We start from the raw sequence: 15,432 nt of genomic DNA, 5'->3' as shown, positions 1-15,432 counted from the left end.
CCGTGCGCTTCCGGCACGCCCCGCACGTCTGGTCGACCTTCCCCGAGCTGACCTGCGGCGTCCTGCACGCCGCCGGCATCACCCCCGGCGTCGACGTCACCGCGCGCCTCGCCCGGTACGCCGACACCGCCCGCGCCCGCCTGGCCGCCGGAGCGGAGGGCGGGTTCCCCGAGATCCAGGCGTGGCGGCGGGCCTTCGCCCGGATGGGTTCGCCGCCCACCCGTTACCGCTGCGCCGCCGAGTCGCTGCTACGCCGGTTCCGTCGCGACGGGGCGCTGCCCCGACTGCACCCGCTGGTCGACCTGGGCAACGCCCTCTCCCTCGGGTACGCCGTGCCGGTGGCCGTGCTGGACCTCGCGCGGATCGCCGGGGACCTGAGCGTGCGCCCGGCCACCGGCGAGGAGACCTACCTGACCCTCGGCGGGGACGAGGAGCACCCCGAGCCGGGTGAGCTGATCTTCGCCGACGCGGCCGGCCGGGCCCACTCCCGGCGCTGGACGCACCGGCAGAGCGGGGCGTCGGCGGTGCGCGCGGAGACCACGGAGGTGCTCGTGGTGGTCGAGGCGATGCACGACGACGGGCCCGCCGTCGTGCACCGGATGCTCGCGGAGCTGGCCGCCGCGCTGGCCGAGGAGTGGGGGGTGCGGCCCCGGACGGCGGTGCTCACCGCCGGGGCGCCCGACTTCGTGGTGTCCGGGCGAACCGGCGCGGCCGCCACCGGCGGCCGATAGCCGCGAGCCGGTGCGCGCGGCGGCGGGTCAGGCCGTGGGGTGGTCCGGGTCGTCGGTGCGCATGAGCTCCTCGAACTGGGCCGGGGTGATGTCGCCGGTGCGCAGGCGGCGGGCGTTCGCGGCGAACCGGGCGATCGCGGCGCCCCGCGGGTCGGGCGGGGTCAGCAGGCCGGAGTCGGCGGCGAGCGCGGTCACCTCGTCGGCCACCTGGCGGGGGTCGTCGGTGTCGACCGGCTCGTCGTGCAGCTCGCGCAGCGCGGCGGCGAGCCGGGCATCGGCCACGTCGCCGGCGCCCCACCAGCGCCGGGCGAGATCGACCGTGCGGCCGAGGCTGTCCTCGCCGACGCGCTCGGCCCGCAGCTCGGCCCGCATCATGCGGAGGAAGGTGACGGTGACGGCGTCGGAGTCATCGGCGATCATGCCGGCACACTAGCGACCGGCTGCGACAAATCCGGTGGGACACCCGACCGGCGGCGGCATGATCGGGGCATGGAGCGACGACCGGCCCGCGGGCACCGGAACGTCCCGCACACCGCCGACGTCCGCATCGAGGCGTGGGCGCCGGACCGCGAGGGGTGCGTGGCCGAAGCGGTCACCGCGCTGGTGGACACCTTCGTGGACACCACGGCGGCGGTCGCCGACGGGGAGACCGGGTTCCGGGTGCCGCCGGGCGCCGACGCGGACCTGCTGGTCGGCGTCCTGGACGAAGTGATCTTCCGGCTGGAGACCGAAGGTGCGCTGCCGCTGGAGACCGAGGTGCGGGCGGCCGACGGTGGCCTGGCGGTGCGCTGGCGGACCACCGGCACCGACGCGGTCGAGCTGATCGGCGCGGTCCCCAAGGCGGTCTCCCTGCACGAGCTGCGCTTCGCCGCGGAGCCCGCCGGCTGGCGCTGCGCCGTGACGCTGGACGTGTGAGCCGGGTCGGCCCTTCACGACCCGGGCGGGCGCAGCCCTTCACCACCGGGCGGGCTCAGCCCTTCACCACGCCGAGCGGCACGAGCCGGGCCACCTTCCGGCACAGGCCGGCCCCCTCGGCCGCCGCCACCACGGCGGTCACGTCCTTGTACGCGGCCGGCATCTCCTCGGCCAGCCCGCGCCGGCTGGCGCCCCGCACCGCGATGTCCTGCGCCTCCAGCTCCCGGCGCGGGTCGTGCCCGGCGACCGCCCTGGTGGCCTGCTTGCGGCTCTGCACCCGGCCCGCGCCGTGGCAGGTGGACGCCCACGCCGGGGAGCCGGCCACGCCCGTGAGCACGTACGAGCCGGTGCCCATGGAGCCGGGGATGAGGACGGGCTGCCCGACCGGGCGCAGGTCGTCGGGCAGCTCGGGGTGCCCCGGCGGGAGGGCCCGGGTGGCGCCCTTGCGGTGCACGCAGAGCGGGCGCGCCGACCCGTCCACGTCGTGCGTCTCGATCTTGGCGAGGTTGTGCGAGATGTCGTACACCAGGTCGAGGTCGCAGCCGGTGATCCGGGCGAAGACCTGCCGGGCAGCGTGGGCGAGCAGCTGCCGGTTGGCCCGGGCGTAGTTGGCCGCGGCGGCCATCGCCCCCAGGTAGGCCCGGCCCTCGTGGGACGCGACCGGCGCGCAGGCCAGCTGCCGGTCGGGGACCTGGATGCCGTGCCGGGGCATCACCTTCTCCATCTCCCGGACGTAGTCCGTGCAGATCTGGTGGCCCAGCCCCCGCGAACCGCAGTGGATCATGACGCAGACCTGGCCGGCGCGCAGCCCGAAGGCCCCCGCCACGGCCTCGTCGTAGACCTCCTCGACCGCCTGCACCTCGAGGAAGTGGTTGCCGGAGCCGAGGCTGCCCACCTGGCGGGCGCCGCGCTCCACCGCCCGCTCGCTCACCTGGGCGGGGTTCGCGTCGTCCACCGCGCCGTGGTCCTCGCAGCGGTCCAGATCCCGCTGGACGCCGAAGCCCCGCTCCACGGCGTACCGGGAGCCGCCGCGGAGCACCGCGTCGAGCTCGGCCCGGTCGGTCAGGTGCCACACGGCGCCCTTGCCCATGCCGCGCGGGGTGGACTCGCTCAGGCCGTCCATGACGGCGTCCAGCCGTGGGCGCAGCGCGGCCCGGTCCAGGTCGGCGGTGAGCAGCCGCACCCCGCAGGAGATGTCGAAGCCGACCCCGCCGGGCGACACCACTCCCCCGTCCTCGACGGCGGTGGCGGCGACCCCGCCGATCGGGAAGCCGTAGCCCCAGTGCACGTCCGGCATGGCGTAGGAGGCGCCGACGATGCCCGGCAGGGTGGCCACGTTCGCCACCTGCTCCAGCGACTTGTCGGCCCCGGCGTCCGGGAGCAGGGCGCGGGAGGCGAAGACCACGCCCGGCACCCGCATCGGCTCGTGCCGGTCGATCCGGAACCGGTACGGCGACTCCTCGACCAGGTCCATCCGGCCCGGCTACCCCGGCCGGGACCCGTTACACCCCGCCCGGTTCGGCCCGCCGGATCCGGGTAGTGCGCCAGCATGCCCCAGCGATACGAGGAATACGACAGGATCGCCGTCGTCACCGGCGCGGACTCCGGCATCGGCAAGGCCTGCGCCGTGGCGCTCGCCGAGGCCGGCTTCGACATCGGCATCACCTGGTACGGCGACCCGGACGGCGCCGAACGCACCGCCGCCGAGGTGCGCGCCACCGGCCGCCGCTGCGAGGTGGCCGAGATGGACCTGACCCGGCTGCCCGAGGGGGCCGCGGTCGTCGACGAGCTGGCCGACCGGCTGGGCGGCCTCGGCGTGCTGGTCAACAACGCCGGCACCGGTCTGGCCACGCCGTTCGTCGACGTGGCGTGGGAGCAGTGGCGGGAGGTGCTCGCCGTGGACCTGGACGGGCCCTTCCTCTGCTCCCAACGCGCCGCCCGGCGGATGCGGTCGGCCGGGCGGGGCGGCCGGATCATCAGCATCACGAGCGTGCACGAGCACGCCCCGCGGGTCGGCTCGTCGGCGTACTGCGCGGCGAAGGGCGGGCTGGGGCTGCTCACCAAGGTGATGGCGCAGGAACTGGCGGCGGACGGGATCACCGTCAACGCGGTCGCCCCCGGCGAGATCGCCACCCCGATGACCGGGCAGGAGGACGTCGACCCGTTCACCCAGGAGCGACCGGGCGTGCCGGTGGGGCGGCCCGGGGACGCCCGGGAGGTGGCGGCCGTGGTGGCGTTGCTCGCCTCGCCGGCGGCCGCGTACGTGACGGGGGCGTCCTGGCCGGTGGACGGCGGGATGCTGATGATGGGTCCCCAGGCGTCGTCGCTGCCGGACGACGGATGGCGGTCGGTGTGAGGGTACGTGTCACAGCCGTCGGCGGCCGGGGCGAAACGGTGTAACACTTCGTGACGCTGTGCGTTCACACCGTCCACTTAGGGTTCTCGTCGGTCCGGTCGCACGACGGCCGGGCCGACGCCCGGCCCCCACCCCGGGGCCCCGACGGAAGGACCACACATGCCCTTCGCCCGACGTACCGCCGCGCTGGCCCTGGCCGCCGCGCTCGGCAGCCTCGCCGCGACCGCCGCCCCCACGGCGGCCGGCGCGGCGCCCCGCCCCGGCCCCGAGACCCCGTCGGCGCTGCTGCTCACCGTCGACGCCGGCGGCGACGACGTCCGCGCCACCGTGCTGGTCTGCGGCCCCGCAGGCGGGCTGCACCCCGACCCGGCGACCGCGTGCCGGCTCGTCGCCCGGGTCGACGGCCACCTCGACGCGCTCGAGGTCCAGCCCGGCCCCTGCACCCGCGAGTACGCCCCGGTCACCGCCCGCGCCGTGGGCTTCTGGCAGGACCGGCCCGTCGCGTACACCCGGACCTTCGACAACCGGTGCCACCTGCTCCGCGGCACCGACGTGCTGTTCGACTTCTGAGCCGGAGGCCGGCGCCCGCCGCGCGCGGGCGCCGCGCCCCGGTCCGTCACACCGCCGTGCCCCGCCGGCCGGCCCCGGCGGACCCGGGCGGAGAATGGCGGCGGGTGCGAGGGGCGTGCCCGACGGTGACGGGCGGGAGGCCGGGCGGCGTGTCCGAGGCGGTGGACCGGCAGGTGGCGGGCGGTGCCCGCGAGCTGCGCGCCGACTGCGCGCGCTGCGTCGGGATCTGCTGCGTCGCGCCCGCCTTCGCCGCCTCCGCCGACTTCGCGATCGACAAGCCCGCCGGGCGGCCCTGCCCGAACCTGGGCGCCGACTCCCGCTGCGGCATCCACCGGGACCTGCGGCAGCGCGGCTTCCCCGGCTGCACCGTCTTCGACTGCTTCGGCGCCGGGCAGCACGTCACCCAGGGCACCTTCGGCGGCCGGGACTGGCGGGAGGACCCGGCGACCGCGCGGCGGATGTTCGACACCTTCGCGGTGATGCGGCCGTTGCACGAGCTGCTCTGGTATCTGACCGAGGCCCTGGCGCTGACCCCGGCCGGGCCGCTGCGCGACGAGCTGGCCGCCGCCCTCGCCGAGACGGGACGGCTCACCGACGGCGCCCCGGAGGAGGTGCTCGCCGTCGACGTGGACGCCCAGCGGGAGCGGGTCAACCGGCTGCTGTCCCGGGCCGGCGAGCAGGCCCGGGCCGGCCGGGCCGGGGTGGACCGGCGGGGCGCCGCGCTGATCGGGGTGGACCTGCGGCGGGCGGGGCTGGCCGGCGCGAACCTGCGCGGGGCCTGCCTCATCGGCGCGGACCTGCGCGGCGCGGACCTCGGCGCCGCCGACCTGACCGGGGCGGACCTGCGCGGCGCGGACCTGCGCGGCGCCGACCTCGGCGACTGCCTGTTCGTGCACCAGTCCCAGCTCGACGCGGCCCGCGGCGACCACCGCACGGTCCTGCCGCGCGGCCTGCGCCGCCCGGCGCACTGGTCGCTGACGGTCACGCCGGTCGGCTCGCCCGGCGGCACCCGGTCGTCGGCCGGGCGGCCGGCGGGCGGGCGTCCGACGGGCGGACGGTCCGCGGGCCGACGCCGCCGCTGACCACACCACCCACCCTCGGACGGCCGGGGTTTCGCCGCGAGCGCGCCGGGTAGGCGGCGTCACCGCGCGACGGACGGGAGGCGGACCGGTGAAGCCCGAGACACGGCCAGTGAAATACGAGACACGGCAGAGCAAGCAGCCGGTCGACCCGGCGCACGCCGAGGACGAGGCCGGCCAGGCCCGGCTGGTCCAGGTGGAGGCGGACACCGACGTGCCCGCGCCCGAGCCGGGCGCGCCGAAACCGGACGAAGTGACCGAGGACGACGGTTCCGGCGTGGCCGGCGGGGCGTCGGGCAGCAGCTCCGGCGGCTCCTCGATGCCGACCCACCCGGACGCGGCCCGCTGAGCGTTTGCCCCCGGCCGGGGCGGGCAGGAGTGCCACATGACGAGTGAAGAGTCCTTCGGACGCGCCAGCACCGACGAGCCCGACGGCGCGACCGCGTACGAGGCGTCGCTGCGACCGCCGGGCGAGTCCCTGCACACCACCGACGACACCGGTGACGACTTCGCCGACCTGCCGGCCGAGGACCGCCGGTCGGCCCGGGAGGTCAGCCGGGCCGGCTACGACGTGGCCGAGGTCTCCGGCACCACCGACCCGGCGAACGAGCCGGAGGAGATCGAGGAGGGCCGCCCCGAGCGGTGAGCGGACGCCGCGGCGCGGTGTCAGGCTCGGCTGGACACCGCGGCGCGCGCCTCGGCCATCCCACGGTTGGCCAGCGCGTCGGCCCGCTCGTTCTCCGGATGCCCGTTGTGGCCCTTCACCCAGAGCCAGGTCACGTCGTGCCGGGCGCAGGCCGCCTCCAGCCGCTGCCACAGGTCGGCGTTCTTCACCGGCTGCTTCGCCGCGGTCAGCCAGCCGTTGCGCTTCCAGGACGCCAGCCAGCCGGTGATGCCGTTACGCACGTACGTGCTGTCGGTGTGCAGCCGCACGGTGACCGGGCGGGTGAGGCTCTCCAGCGCCTGGATCGCGGCGGTCAGCTCCATCCGGTTGTTGGTGGTCGGGGTGGCCTCGCCGCCGCACAGCTCGCGCTCGTGCCCGCCCCACCGCAGCAGCACGCCCCAACCGCCGGGGCCCGGGTTGCCGCTGCACGCCCCGTCGGTCCAGATCTCCACGACCCCACCGGTCGCCGCCTCCACCATGCCGGCAACCTACCCGGTACGCCCCCGCTGGCGACCACCCGACCCGGACCGCGGCGCCAACATCCCGATCAGGGAACCGCCGCCCGGCCCAACCCCCGTCCCGCACCGGCACACGGGCCCGGATGCAGGCTTCCGTCGTCGACACGGACGGGTCGGCACGCCGGACAAGGCGGCCTGTCCCACCAATCAGGTGCCACGAGCCCTCCGATTGGTCCGGCCGGCGCTGGTCTGCTCGGCCATCACGGCCGACGGCGAACCGGTAAACCCGCGACTCCGTTCGGAGAATTCCCCGGTGGCCAGGTGGACACCGGCCGATACTTTACGAGGCAAACAATCAGCCGAATGGTCACCGCGGCGTCATCCTAAACAATTCAGGTTGGTAGCTGTAGGTGAAGCCCAATCGCGCTCCCGCCGCATCGGCCGTTTATTTGCGACGCCGCCGATCGCCGCTACGGCAGACGGTTCCCGGCCCGCCGTGCGCCGGTCACGCCGCGCACCACCGTCTCCGTTGAGCGATCACTCAGCGCGACGAGAGGATTGCCTAACCATATTCGGTGCAGGTGGGAGCCGTGATTCGGGGAAACTGCGCCCGGGCGAGCAACTGTCACTTTCACGACTGTTCTGCTGTTAGACACCTCGTGTTCGCTCTTCGTAATCTCTGACGACACCGCGGCCATCCCCTTGAACGCCTATCGCATCGGGACCGGAACAGAGCCGGTTCCGCGCATATTTTCGACCGGCTTCTGCGCTGTGTCCGAGCGGCAATTGCGACGGCTCGGCGCTGCCTGGAAGCGCATCTGATGGAGGGTGGAATGACCGAAGTTGCGCACGCGTCCCCGCTCGCAAAGGACGACGAGGAGGCCGGAGAATCCGACGGCGAGATCCGGCGGCGCCGAAACTCCCGCGCCTCCGAGCCGGCGCCGCACGACCTGCACCGGCCGGCGTCCGACCAGCAGGTACGCCTGAGTGTCGTCGTACCAACCCGCAACGAGGCGGAGAACATTCCTACGCTGCTGTCCCGCCTGGGCGGGGCGGTCGCGGCGCTGGGCGCGGAGATCATCTTCGTCGACGACAGTGACGACGACACGGTGAACGTCATGGCCCGACACGCTGCCGACGCCCCCGTCACCGTACGCCTGCTGCATCGACCGCCGGGTGCACGGGCCGGCGGACTGAGCGGCGCGGTGCTGCTCGGCGCGCGGCACGCCCGCGGCGAGTGGGTCATGGTGATGGACGCGGACCTGCAGCACCCGCCGGAGTCGGCCGGCAGGCTGGCGGACATCGCGATGCGGCACGACGTCGACGTGGTTATCGGCACCCGCTACGCCGGCGAGGGCTCCACCGAAGGGTTGGGCGGCGCGGCTCGTGAGGCGACCTCGTCGTGGGCCACCCGCCTGGCAAAGAGCCTCTTCCCGCGTCGCCTGACCACCATCAGCGATCCGATGAGCGGCCTGTTCGCCTTCCGCCGGGCGGCCGTCGACCTGGACCGGATGAACCCCATCGGCTTCAAGGTGCTGCTGGAACTGGTCGTCCGCCACCCTGGTGCCCGCGTCGCCGAGGTCGCCTACGAGATGGCGCACCGGCACGCCGGCCGGTCCAAGGCGTCGGTGCGGGAGGGGCTGACCTTCCTGCGGCACCTGGGGCGGCTGCGCAGCCAGCGGCTGGTTGGCCAGATGAGGGAGCGCCCCTCCGGCGCCCGTGACCGCCTGACGGAGCTGATCAGGATGGTCGCCTTCGGGCTGGTCGGGTTGAGCGGCATGGTGGTGAACACGGCCGCGCTCTGGTTCTTCTACGAGCCGGCCAACCTGCACCACCTGCTGGGCGCCGCGCTGGCGACCCAGCTGTCAACGGCGTGGAACTTCGTCCTCGTTGACCTGCTCATCTACCGGCGTACCCGGCAGGGCTCGCGGGCCGGCCGGGCCAGCCGTTTCTTCCTGCTGAACAACGTGCTGCTGCTGGTACGCCTGCCGGTGCTGCAGGCCCTGGTCTGGGCCGGCGTCGGGATCCTGACGGCGAACGCACTCACGCTGGCCGCGCTCTTCCTCGTCCGGTTCCTGATCAACGATCGGGTCATCTACTCCCCGGGCAGCACCGGCCGGCGCGATCCGGTCCGCATGCTGGTCAACCTCCGGGCTCCCGAGGCCGCCGCGACCCCCTCCCGCAAGCGGTACCAGTACCTGGCGTACCGGTACGACGTGGCCGGGGTGGTCACCATCGGCTCCCAGATCATGCTGCCGGAGCTGGAGTTCTTCCGCGCGCAGTGGGTGGCGGACTCGGACGTCGACATCGCGGTGCGGGTCAGTGACGTGGGAGGCCGGGGGCCGCAGCGCCGAGCCGCCATGACCGAGTACGCGAACGAGTCGGTCCTGCGGTACGAAGAGCATCTGGGCCGGTTGGGCGCGAACTTCCGGATCCAGCTCGGTTCGCCGATCGACATCCAGGTCGGACCGCTGCTCGCCCGGTCGCCGCACGTGGTCTACACCAACATCATCGAGGCGCTGCTGCGGTTCGTGTTGGTCTCCCGGGGGTACATGCTCCTGCACTCCGCGTGCGTCAACCTCAACGGCGTCGGGGTGATGCTCTCCGCCCTCACCGACACGGGCAAGACCGCCACCGTGCTGCGCCTGCTGCGCGACCACGGCGGGCACTTCCTCTCCGACGACATGACCCTGATCGGTCCGGACGGCGTCGCGACGTGCTTCCCCAAGCCGTTGACCATCAGCGCCCACACCCTGCGGGCTGTGCAGGCCCAGGACCTGACCCCCGCCGAGTGGCGCCGGCTGCAGTTCCAGAGCCGGCTGCACTCGAAGGGCGGCCGGTCGCTGGCCCTAACCCTGAGCCGGTTCAACGTGCCGATCATGGGCATCAACGCCATCACCCAACGGCTCATCCCGCCACCGAAGTACAGCGTCGACCGGCTGGTCCCCTGCCGCATCGGCACCAGCACCCGGGTGGAGGAGCTGTTCATCATCGAACGCGGCACGCCGCGGCTCAGTGAGCTCGGCGCCGACGAGACGTTGGAGCGGATGATCCAGAACACCGACGACGCGTACGGTTTCCCGCCGTTCCGCTACCTGGCGCCGGCGATCACCATCGACGGGCAGGGATACGCGCAGCTGCGCCAGCGGGAGCGGGAGATCCTCGCCGCGTTCCTGTCCCACGTGCGCAGCCGGGTACTGGCCTCGGACCGGTTCGGCTGGGCGGACGAGATCCCGGACCTGCTGCGGACGGAACGTCGCGACCTGCCGGCCGAGCAGCAGGTGCTCCTGCCGACCTGGCCGAGTTGGCCTGGGGCGCTGGCCCCGAGCGGAGCTCGTGCGTGAGCGTCACCCGATCCTCCGTCGAGGAGATGGAGCACGACCGTTGCGCCGCAACGGTCGTGCTCCCTCCCGTCGCGCCTTCGTCGGTGTCGCGCCCCGCGGACACCGGGCAGGGCCGCGGGCGGCGCCGCTGGGCCACGCCGTCCGCCCTCGTCGCCATCGCGGCTCTGGCGCTGTACCTGCGGGTGTGGCAGCTGGACGCCCTCGGCTTCAACAGCGACGAGGCGGTCTACGCCGGACAGGCCGCCTCGCTCGCCGGCAACCCGAACTACACGCCGTTCTTCCCGGTGTTCCGCGCCCACCCCATGCTCTTCCAGACCCTCCTGTCGCCGTTCTTCCGGTTCGGCGAGGCGGACGTGGCCGGGCGGGTGGTCGTGGCGGTGCTGGGCATGGCGACGGTACTCGCCGTCCACCTGCTCGGCGCCCGGCTCTACGGCCGGCGGGTCGGGCTGGTCGCGGCACTGCTCGTGGCCGTCATGCCGTACCACGTGATCGTCACCCGGCAGGTCCTCCTCGACGGTCCGATGGTGCTGTTCGCAACGCTCACGCTGTACTGCCTGGTGCGCTTCGTGCAGAGCCAGCAGGCGCTCTGGTACGTCGCGGCCGGTGGCATGCTCGGCCTGACGATGCTGACGAAGGAGACGAGCGTCGTCCTGGCCGGTGGGGTCTACGCGTTCCTGGCGCTGACCCCGACGGTGCGTCGTCCGGTGCGGCTGTCGCTGCTGGCCGTCGCCGCGATGGCGGCGGTCTTCGCGACCCATCCGGTTTCGCAGGCGATGGCCGGGCGCACCCAGACCGGCAAGAGCTACCTGGTGTGGCAGTTGTTCCGGCGGCCCAACCACTCCATGGGGTTCTACCTGGAGATGGTGCCGCCCGCGATGGGGCTGCTCGTGGTGGCCGCGGCCGCCGGCGGCCTGTGGTGGCTGCGGCGGCGCCGGTCCTGGCGGGAGACACTGCTGCTGTCGTGGATCGCCGCGCCGGTGCTGTTCTTCCAACTGTGGCCGGTCAAGGGTTTCCAGTATCTGCTGCCCGCCGTGGCACCCGTTGCGGTGCTCGCCGCGCGGGCGTTGACCGGGATGCCGGTGCCCGCACGGATCCGCCGCCTGCTCCGCCCGGTCGACCGGGTGGGCGTCGGGCCGTCCCGCGCGGTCCGGACCGTGCGAACCGCGGTGCTCGCGGTGGTGGTCCTGAGCCTGCTCGTGCCCAGCTGGCACGCGGTCAACCGGGCGGACAACGCCACTTTCCTCGCCGGGTCCGGCGGGGTGCCCGGCGGTCGGGAGGCCGGGCGGTGGTTGGCCAGGAACACGCCGCAGGGGTCCGTGGTGCTGACCCTGGGCCCCTCAATGGCCAACATCATCCAGTATTACGGCCACCGTCGCAGCTACGGCCTCTCGGTGAGCCCGAACCCGCTGCGGCGCAACCCGTCGTACGAGCCGCTGCCCAACCCCGACTGGTGGCTTCGCCACAACGACCTGCACTACGTCGTCTGGGACTCGTTCTCCGCCGGACGCTCGGCGTTCTTCTCCGAGCGGTTGATGGTCCTGATCCGCCGTTACCACGGCCGCGTTGTGCACACCGAGTTCGTCAACGGGACCGACTCCACGGGGGCTCGCGTCCCGGTTCCCGTGATCATCATCTACGAGGTGCGTCCATGACCGATCCCCACCCCGCGCGTCACCGGCACGTCGGGCGCCTGCTCCGTCGCGCGCTGCTGATCACCGGCCTGCTGGTGCTCGCGAACCCGCCCGCGGCCGCGCACGCCGCCGGGGCGGCCGCACCGAGCCCCACCACGCCGATCGACCACTTCGTCTTCCTCATGCAGGAGAACCACACCTTCGACAACTACTTCGGCACGCGGCCCGGCGTCGACGGGATCCCCCCGGGCACCTGCATGCCAGTCAGCCGGGGCCGAGCCGAGCCCTGCGTCAAGCCCTTCCACCTGGGCGAGTTGGGCAGCCTCGACCTCGACCACACGGCCGAGGCCTTCCGGGTGCAGTACAACAACGGCCGCATGGACGGCTTCGTCGAGGGGGTGAGCACGCAGGGCAAGGACGGCAAGCTCGCGATGGCCTACTACGACGACCGGGACCTGCCGTACTACTGGAACATCGCCGACGAGTACGTGCTCTTTGACCGCTTCTTCAGCTCGTCCAACTCGGGCAGCATCCGCAACCACATGTTCCGCGTGACCGGGGGCCCGGGCGCCACCGGGCCGTCGGAGTCGATCCCCGCGGACGGCTGGGGCGACATCCCGACCATCTTCGACCGGCTGGAGGCCGCGGGGATCAGCTGGAAGTTCTATGTGGAGAACTACGACCCGACGATCACCTTCCGCTCGCGCACCAGCGCCGAGGACGTCGACCGGGGCGCGCAGGTCATCTGGGTGCCGCTGCTCGGCTACGCGCGCTATGTCGACGACCCCCGACTGTTCAGAAAGATCGTCGACCTGGACCAGTACTACGACGACGCCGCCAAGGGCCAGTTGCCCGCCGTCTCCTTCATCGCTCCGGCCGGGGACAGCGAACACCCACCCGGCAGCATCCGGGCCGGCCAGAACCTCGTCCGAACGTTGGTGACCCAGCTGATGCGCTCGCCGGACTGGGATTCGTCGGCCTTCCTGTGGTCGTACGACGACTGGGGCGGCTGGTACGACCACGTGCCGCCGCCGCAGGTCGACGCCTACGGATACGGCTTCCGCGTGCCCGCCCTGCTGGTCAGTCCGTACGCCAGGCGCGGGTACGTGGACTCGACCACCCTCGACTTCACCTCGGCCCTGAAGTTCATCGAGGTCAACTGGCGGCTGAAGCCGCTGGCCGAACGCGACCGCAAGTCGAAGACATTCCTCGACGCCTTCGACTTCGACCGACCACCACGGCCGGCCGCCTTCCTCGGCACCGAACGCACGCCCCCGGTCGTGACCAGACCGAACCCGGTTCCGGTCTTCGCCTCGTACGCCGTCACGGGCAGCCTGGTGGCGACGCTGGTCGGCGTCGCGGCGCTTCGGCGGCGGCGATGGTCGTGACCCGGCGGGTCGTGCGGGCCGCCCTGCTGTCGCTGGTCGCGGCCGCGTTTACGGTGGTCGTGCTGCCCGCCGCCGCGAGCGCCCGGCCTCCGTCGGCGCGGCCGGGAACGCTGCACCTGCAGACGGTGCCCCCGCTGCCCGGCGTGGTGGTCAAGGTGGACGGGCAGGTGGCCAGATCCGACGCCAGAGGCCGGCTCCGGATCCGCGTCCGCGACTTCGTCGGCCTGGAGAAACGCCTCGTCGTCCCGGAGACCCGGATCAGCCCCGATCGCAAGGTCATCTTCGACCGGTTCCGAGGAAACCCCGATGCCGGGGCGCGCGGCAGGGCCGTGGAGCTCGGTCTGCGCACCGCGCGTCTGGTGTCGTGGAGCTTCCTCGACCGGTTCGGCAACGTCGTGCCGGCGGACCGCGTCTCCGCCATGCGGTTGCGCAGCAACACCGGTGAGATCCACGATCTGACCGGCGCCGGGGTGGCCCAGCCACGCTGGGTCTCCGAGAGCCGGACCCAGCAGGGCCCGCAGGGGCTGGTGTCCAAGCAGCTCTACTACGTGGTCGACAGCGCAATGGTCGACGGCACCTCGGTGGTCAACCGGGCGGGACAGAAGTTCGTGCCGTGGGAGCAGCCGGCGTGGGTGGTGCAACTGCTCTTCTTCCGCGTCGCGTTCACGGCCACCGACATGTTCTTCACCCGTCAGGTCGGCGACGGCATCGAACTGACCCGCGCCGACGGCGGCGTCGAGCGGCTGCCGTTCAGCCGGGACGGCACGGCCGTGGTGCCCGACCTGCCGCGCGGCACGTACACGATCACCGTGTTCGGCGGCGGCGTGTCGTTCGGGCGTCCGGTCAGCATCAGCAAGGACCAGGAGGTGACCCTCACCGTGATCAGCCTGGCCGACATGACCCTGGTCACCCTCGCGGTCCTCGTCGTCGCGGTGGGCCTGATCCTGCTCGGACGGCCGCACCTGCTGGCCCGGCTGCGCCGCGCCGGCCCGGCCGTGACGGCCGACGGGGAACGACGCCCCCGGTCGAGGCACCGCCGGCGGTGGCGGAGGCCGCGGGCCGGCGCACCCCCGAGGCTCCCGGCCGAGGACGACCGGTCCGCGCCACTGCGGGCCGGGGTCACCCTGGCGCTGCTCGCCGCGTTGGCCGTCCCGCTGCTGCCACCCGCGCCCGCCCGGGCCGACGTCGGCCATCGAGGCGACATCACCCCGCAGCCGGCGGCGGCTCCCGTCCCGGTCCTCGCCTACTACTACATCTGGTTCAACCCGACGTCCTGGAACCGCGCGAAGATCGACTACCCGCTGCTCGGTCGCTACTCCAGCGATGACATCGAGATCATGCGGCGGCACGTGCGGATGGCCAAGTCCGCTGGCATCAACGGGTTCCTGGTGTCGTGGAAGCACAGCCCGCAGCTCGACGAGCGGCTGGCCAAGCTCGTCGAGGTGGCCCGGGAGGAGCATTTCCGCCTGGGCATCGTGTACCAGGGGCTCGACTTCGCCCGTACCCCGCTGGCCTTCGACACCGTCCGCACGGACCTCACGTACTTCGCGACCCGGTACGCCACCGACCCGGTCTTCGACATCTTCGGCCGGCCGGTGGTCATCTGGACCGGCAGCGACCGCTTCACGGCGGCGCAGATCGGGGCCACGGTCGGCGGCGTACGGGGGAAGCTCCTGGTCCTCGGGAACGCGAAGAGCCTTGAGGACATCGAGTCGAGTCAGGGCGCGCTGGACGGCCAGGCCTACTACTGGTCCTCGGTGGACCCGACGGCCGGCACCAGCGGGAAGAAGCTGGCGGAGATGTCCCGGGCGGTGCACCAGCGGGGCGGGCTGTGGATCGCCCCGGTGACGCCCGGCTTCGACGCGCGCCTGGTCGGCGGCAAGCGGGAGGTGCCGCGCCGCTCGGGTGACACACTGCGGGCCTCGTTCGCCGCGGCGCGCCTCTCCGAACCGGACGCGATCGGGGTGATCAGCTGGAACGAGTTCAGCGAGAACACCCACATCGAGCCGAGCGAACGCTTCAGCGCCGCCGACATCAACGTGCTCGCCGACCTGCTCGGCGTCCGCGTCGACATCGCGGTACCGGCGGACAGCAGCGAGCCGGGCGACGGCGACCACTGGGGGCTGAGCGCCTGGGCGGCGCTCCTGGTCGCCGGGGCGGCGGCGGTGCTGTTACCGCTCGGGGTGCTCCTCCAGCGCCGCCGCTCATCACCGTCCCCGCCGGGCCGGACCTCCGGAACGGAGGCCGGTACCGCCGATCAGTGACAACGATTCGCTCCTGGGGAGGCGCGCACTGT

The 15,432-nt window shown here is 73.3% G+C and carries 14 protein-coding genes; 11 read left to right on the top strand and 3 right to left on the bottom strand.

Annotated elements, in window-relative coordinates:
* Positions 1-2 precede the first annotated feature (2 nt).
* A complete protein-coding gene (locus ABZ452_RS24685) occupies positions 3-731 on the top strand; it encodes a phenylalanine--tRNA ligase beta subunit-related protein (protein ID WP_357947212.1) in 729 nt (242 codons plus the stop codon).
* A gap of 27 nt (positions 732-758) precedes the next feature.
* Here the strand turns inward: ABZ452_RS24685 and ABZ452_RS24680 are convergent, their stop codons facing one another.
* Positions 759-1,151 carry a hypothetical protein gene (locus ABZ452_RS24680; RefSeq protein WP_357947209.1) on the bottom strand — a complete coding sequence of 131 codons (393 nt, stop codon included), beginning with the start codon at positions 1,149-1,151 and terminating at the stop codon, positions 759-761.
* A 69-nt stretch (positions 1,152-1,220) separates the two neighbouring features.
* On the opposite strand from ABZ452_RS24680, the gene ABZ452_RS24675 reads away from it, so the two are divergent.
* Positions 1,221-1,646 carry an archease gene (locus ABZ452_RS24675; protein ID WP_357947206.1) on the top strand — a complete coding sequence of 142 codons (426 nt, stop codon included), beginning with the start codon at positions 1,221-1,223 and terminating at the stop codon, positions 1,644-1,646.
* Positions 1,647-1,701: 55 nt separating this feature from the next.
* On the opposite strand, the gene ABZ452_RS24670 is transcribed toward ABZ452_RS24675, so the two are convergent.
* A complete protein-coding gene (locus ABZ452_RS24670) occupies positions 1,702-3,120 on the bottom strand; it encodes an RtcB family protein (protein ID WP_357947203.1) in 1,419 nt (472 codons plus the stop codon).
* A gap of 75 nt (positions 3,121-3,195) precedes the next feature.
* Between ABZ452_RS24670 and ABZ452_RS24665 the strand changes: the two genes are divergently transcribed.
* From ABZ452_RS24665 to ABZ452_RS24645, 5 genes are all read left to right on the top strand, one after another.
* Positions 3,196-4,002, top strand: a complete 807-nt coding sequence (locus ABZ452_RS24665) for an SDR family oxidoreductase (RefSeq protein ID WP_357947200.1) — start codon at positions 3,196-3,198, stop codon at positions 4,000-4,002.
* Between the two features lie 159 nt (positions 4,003-4,161).
* Entirely contained in the window at positions 4,162-4,572 is a 411-nt protein-coding gene (locus ABZ452_RS24660) for an SSI family serine proteinase inhibitor (RefSeq protein WP_357947197.1), read from the top strand.
* A gap of 173 nt (positions 4,573-4,745) precedes the next feature.
* Complete coding sequence (locus ABZ452_RS24655) at positions 4,746-5,654, top strand: pentapeptide repeat-containing protein (RefSeq protein ID WP_357947316.1); 909 nt, start codon at positions 4,746-4,748, stop codon at positions 5,652-5,654.
* A gap of 109 nt (positions 5,655-5,763) precedes the next feature.
* Positions 5,764-6,000, top strand: a complete 237-nt coding sequence (locus ABZ452_RS24650; RefSeq protein WP_357947194.1) for a preprotein translocase YidC — start codon at positions 5,764-5,766, stop codon at positions 5,998-6,000.
* Between the two features lie 36 nt (positions 6,001-6,036).
* Positions 6,037-6,297, top strand: coding sequence for a hypothetical protein (locus ABZ452_RS24645; RefSeq protein WP_357947191.1), 261 nt, complete (start codon positions 6,037-6,039; stop codon positions 6,295-6,297).
* Between the two features lie 20 nt (positions 6,298-6,317).
* Here ABZ452_RS24645 and rnhA read toward each other — a convergent pair whose 3' ends face one another.
* Positions 6,318-6,794: a ribonuclease HI gene (gene rnhA / locus ABZ452_RS24640; protein ID WP_357947188.1), complete on the bottom strand. Its 477-nt coding sequence runs from the start codon at positions 6,792-6,794 to the stop codon at positions 6,318-6,320.
* Positions 6,795-7,606: 812 nt separating this feature from the next.
* Between rnhA and ABZ452_RS24635 the strand changes: the two genes are divergently transcribed.
* From ABZ452_RS24635 to ABZ452_RS24620, 4 genes are read left to right on the top strand one after another with little or no spacing between them, the layout of a single operon-like run.
* On the top strand, positions 7,607-10,117 hold the full coding sequence (locus tag ABZ452_RS24635) for a glycosyltransferase family 2 protein (RefSeq protein ID WP_357947185.1): 2,511 nt from the start codon (positions 7,607-7,609) through the stop codon (positions 10,115-10,117).
* On the top strand, positions 10,114-11,769 hold the full coding sequence (locus tag ABZ452_RS24630) for a glycosyltransferase family 39 protein (RefSeq protein WP_357947182.1): 1,656 nt from the start codon (positions 10,114-10,116) through the stop codon (positions 11,767-11,769). Before ABZ452_RS24635 ends, ABZ452_RS24630 begins: the two co-directional genes overlap by 4 nt.
* Complete coding sequence (locus tag ABZ452_RS24625) at positions 11,766-13,136, top strand: alkaline phosphatase family protein (protein ID WP_357947181.1); 1,371 nt, start codon at positions 11,766-11,768, stop codon at positions 13,134-13,136. The genes ABZ452_RS24630 and ABZ452_RS24625 overlap by 4 nt, the downstream gene beginning before the upstream one ends.
* On the top strand, positions 13,133-15,400 hold the full coding sequence (locus ABZ452_RS24620) for a hypothetical protein (RefSeq protein WP_357947179.1): 2,268 nt from the start codon (positions 13,133-13,135) through the stop codon (positions 15,398-15,400). Before ABZ452_RS24625 ends, ABZ452_RS24620 begins: the two co-directional genes overlap by 4 nt.
* The last annotated feature ends 32 nt before the right edge of the window (positions 15,401-15,432 follow it).

The sequence above is a fragment of the Micromonospora sp. NPDC005707 genome, assembly GCF_040631005.1.
GTDB lineage: Bacteria > Actinomycetota > Actinomycetes > Mycobacteriales > Micromonosporaceae > Micromonospora.
This window is presented reverse-complemented; position numbering and strand designations above follow the sequence as displayed.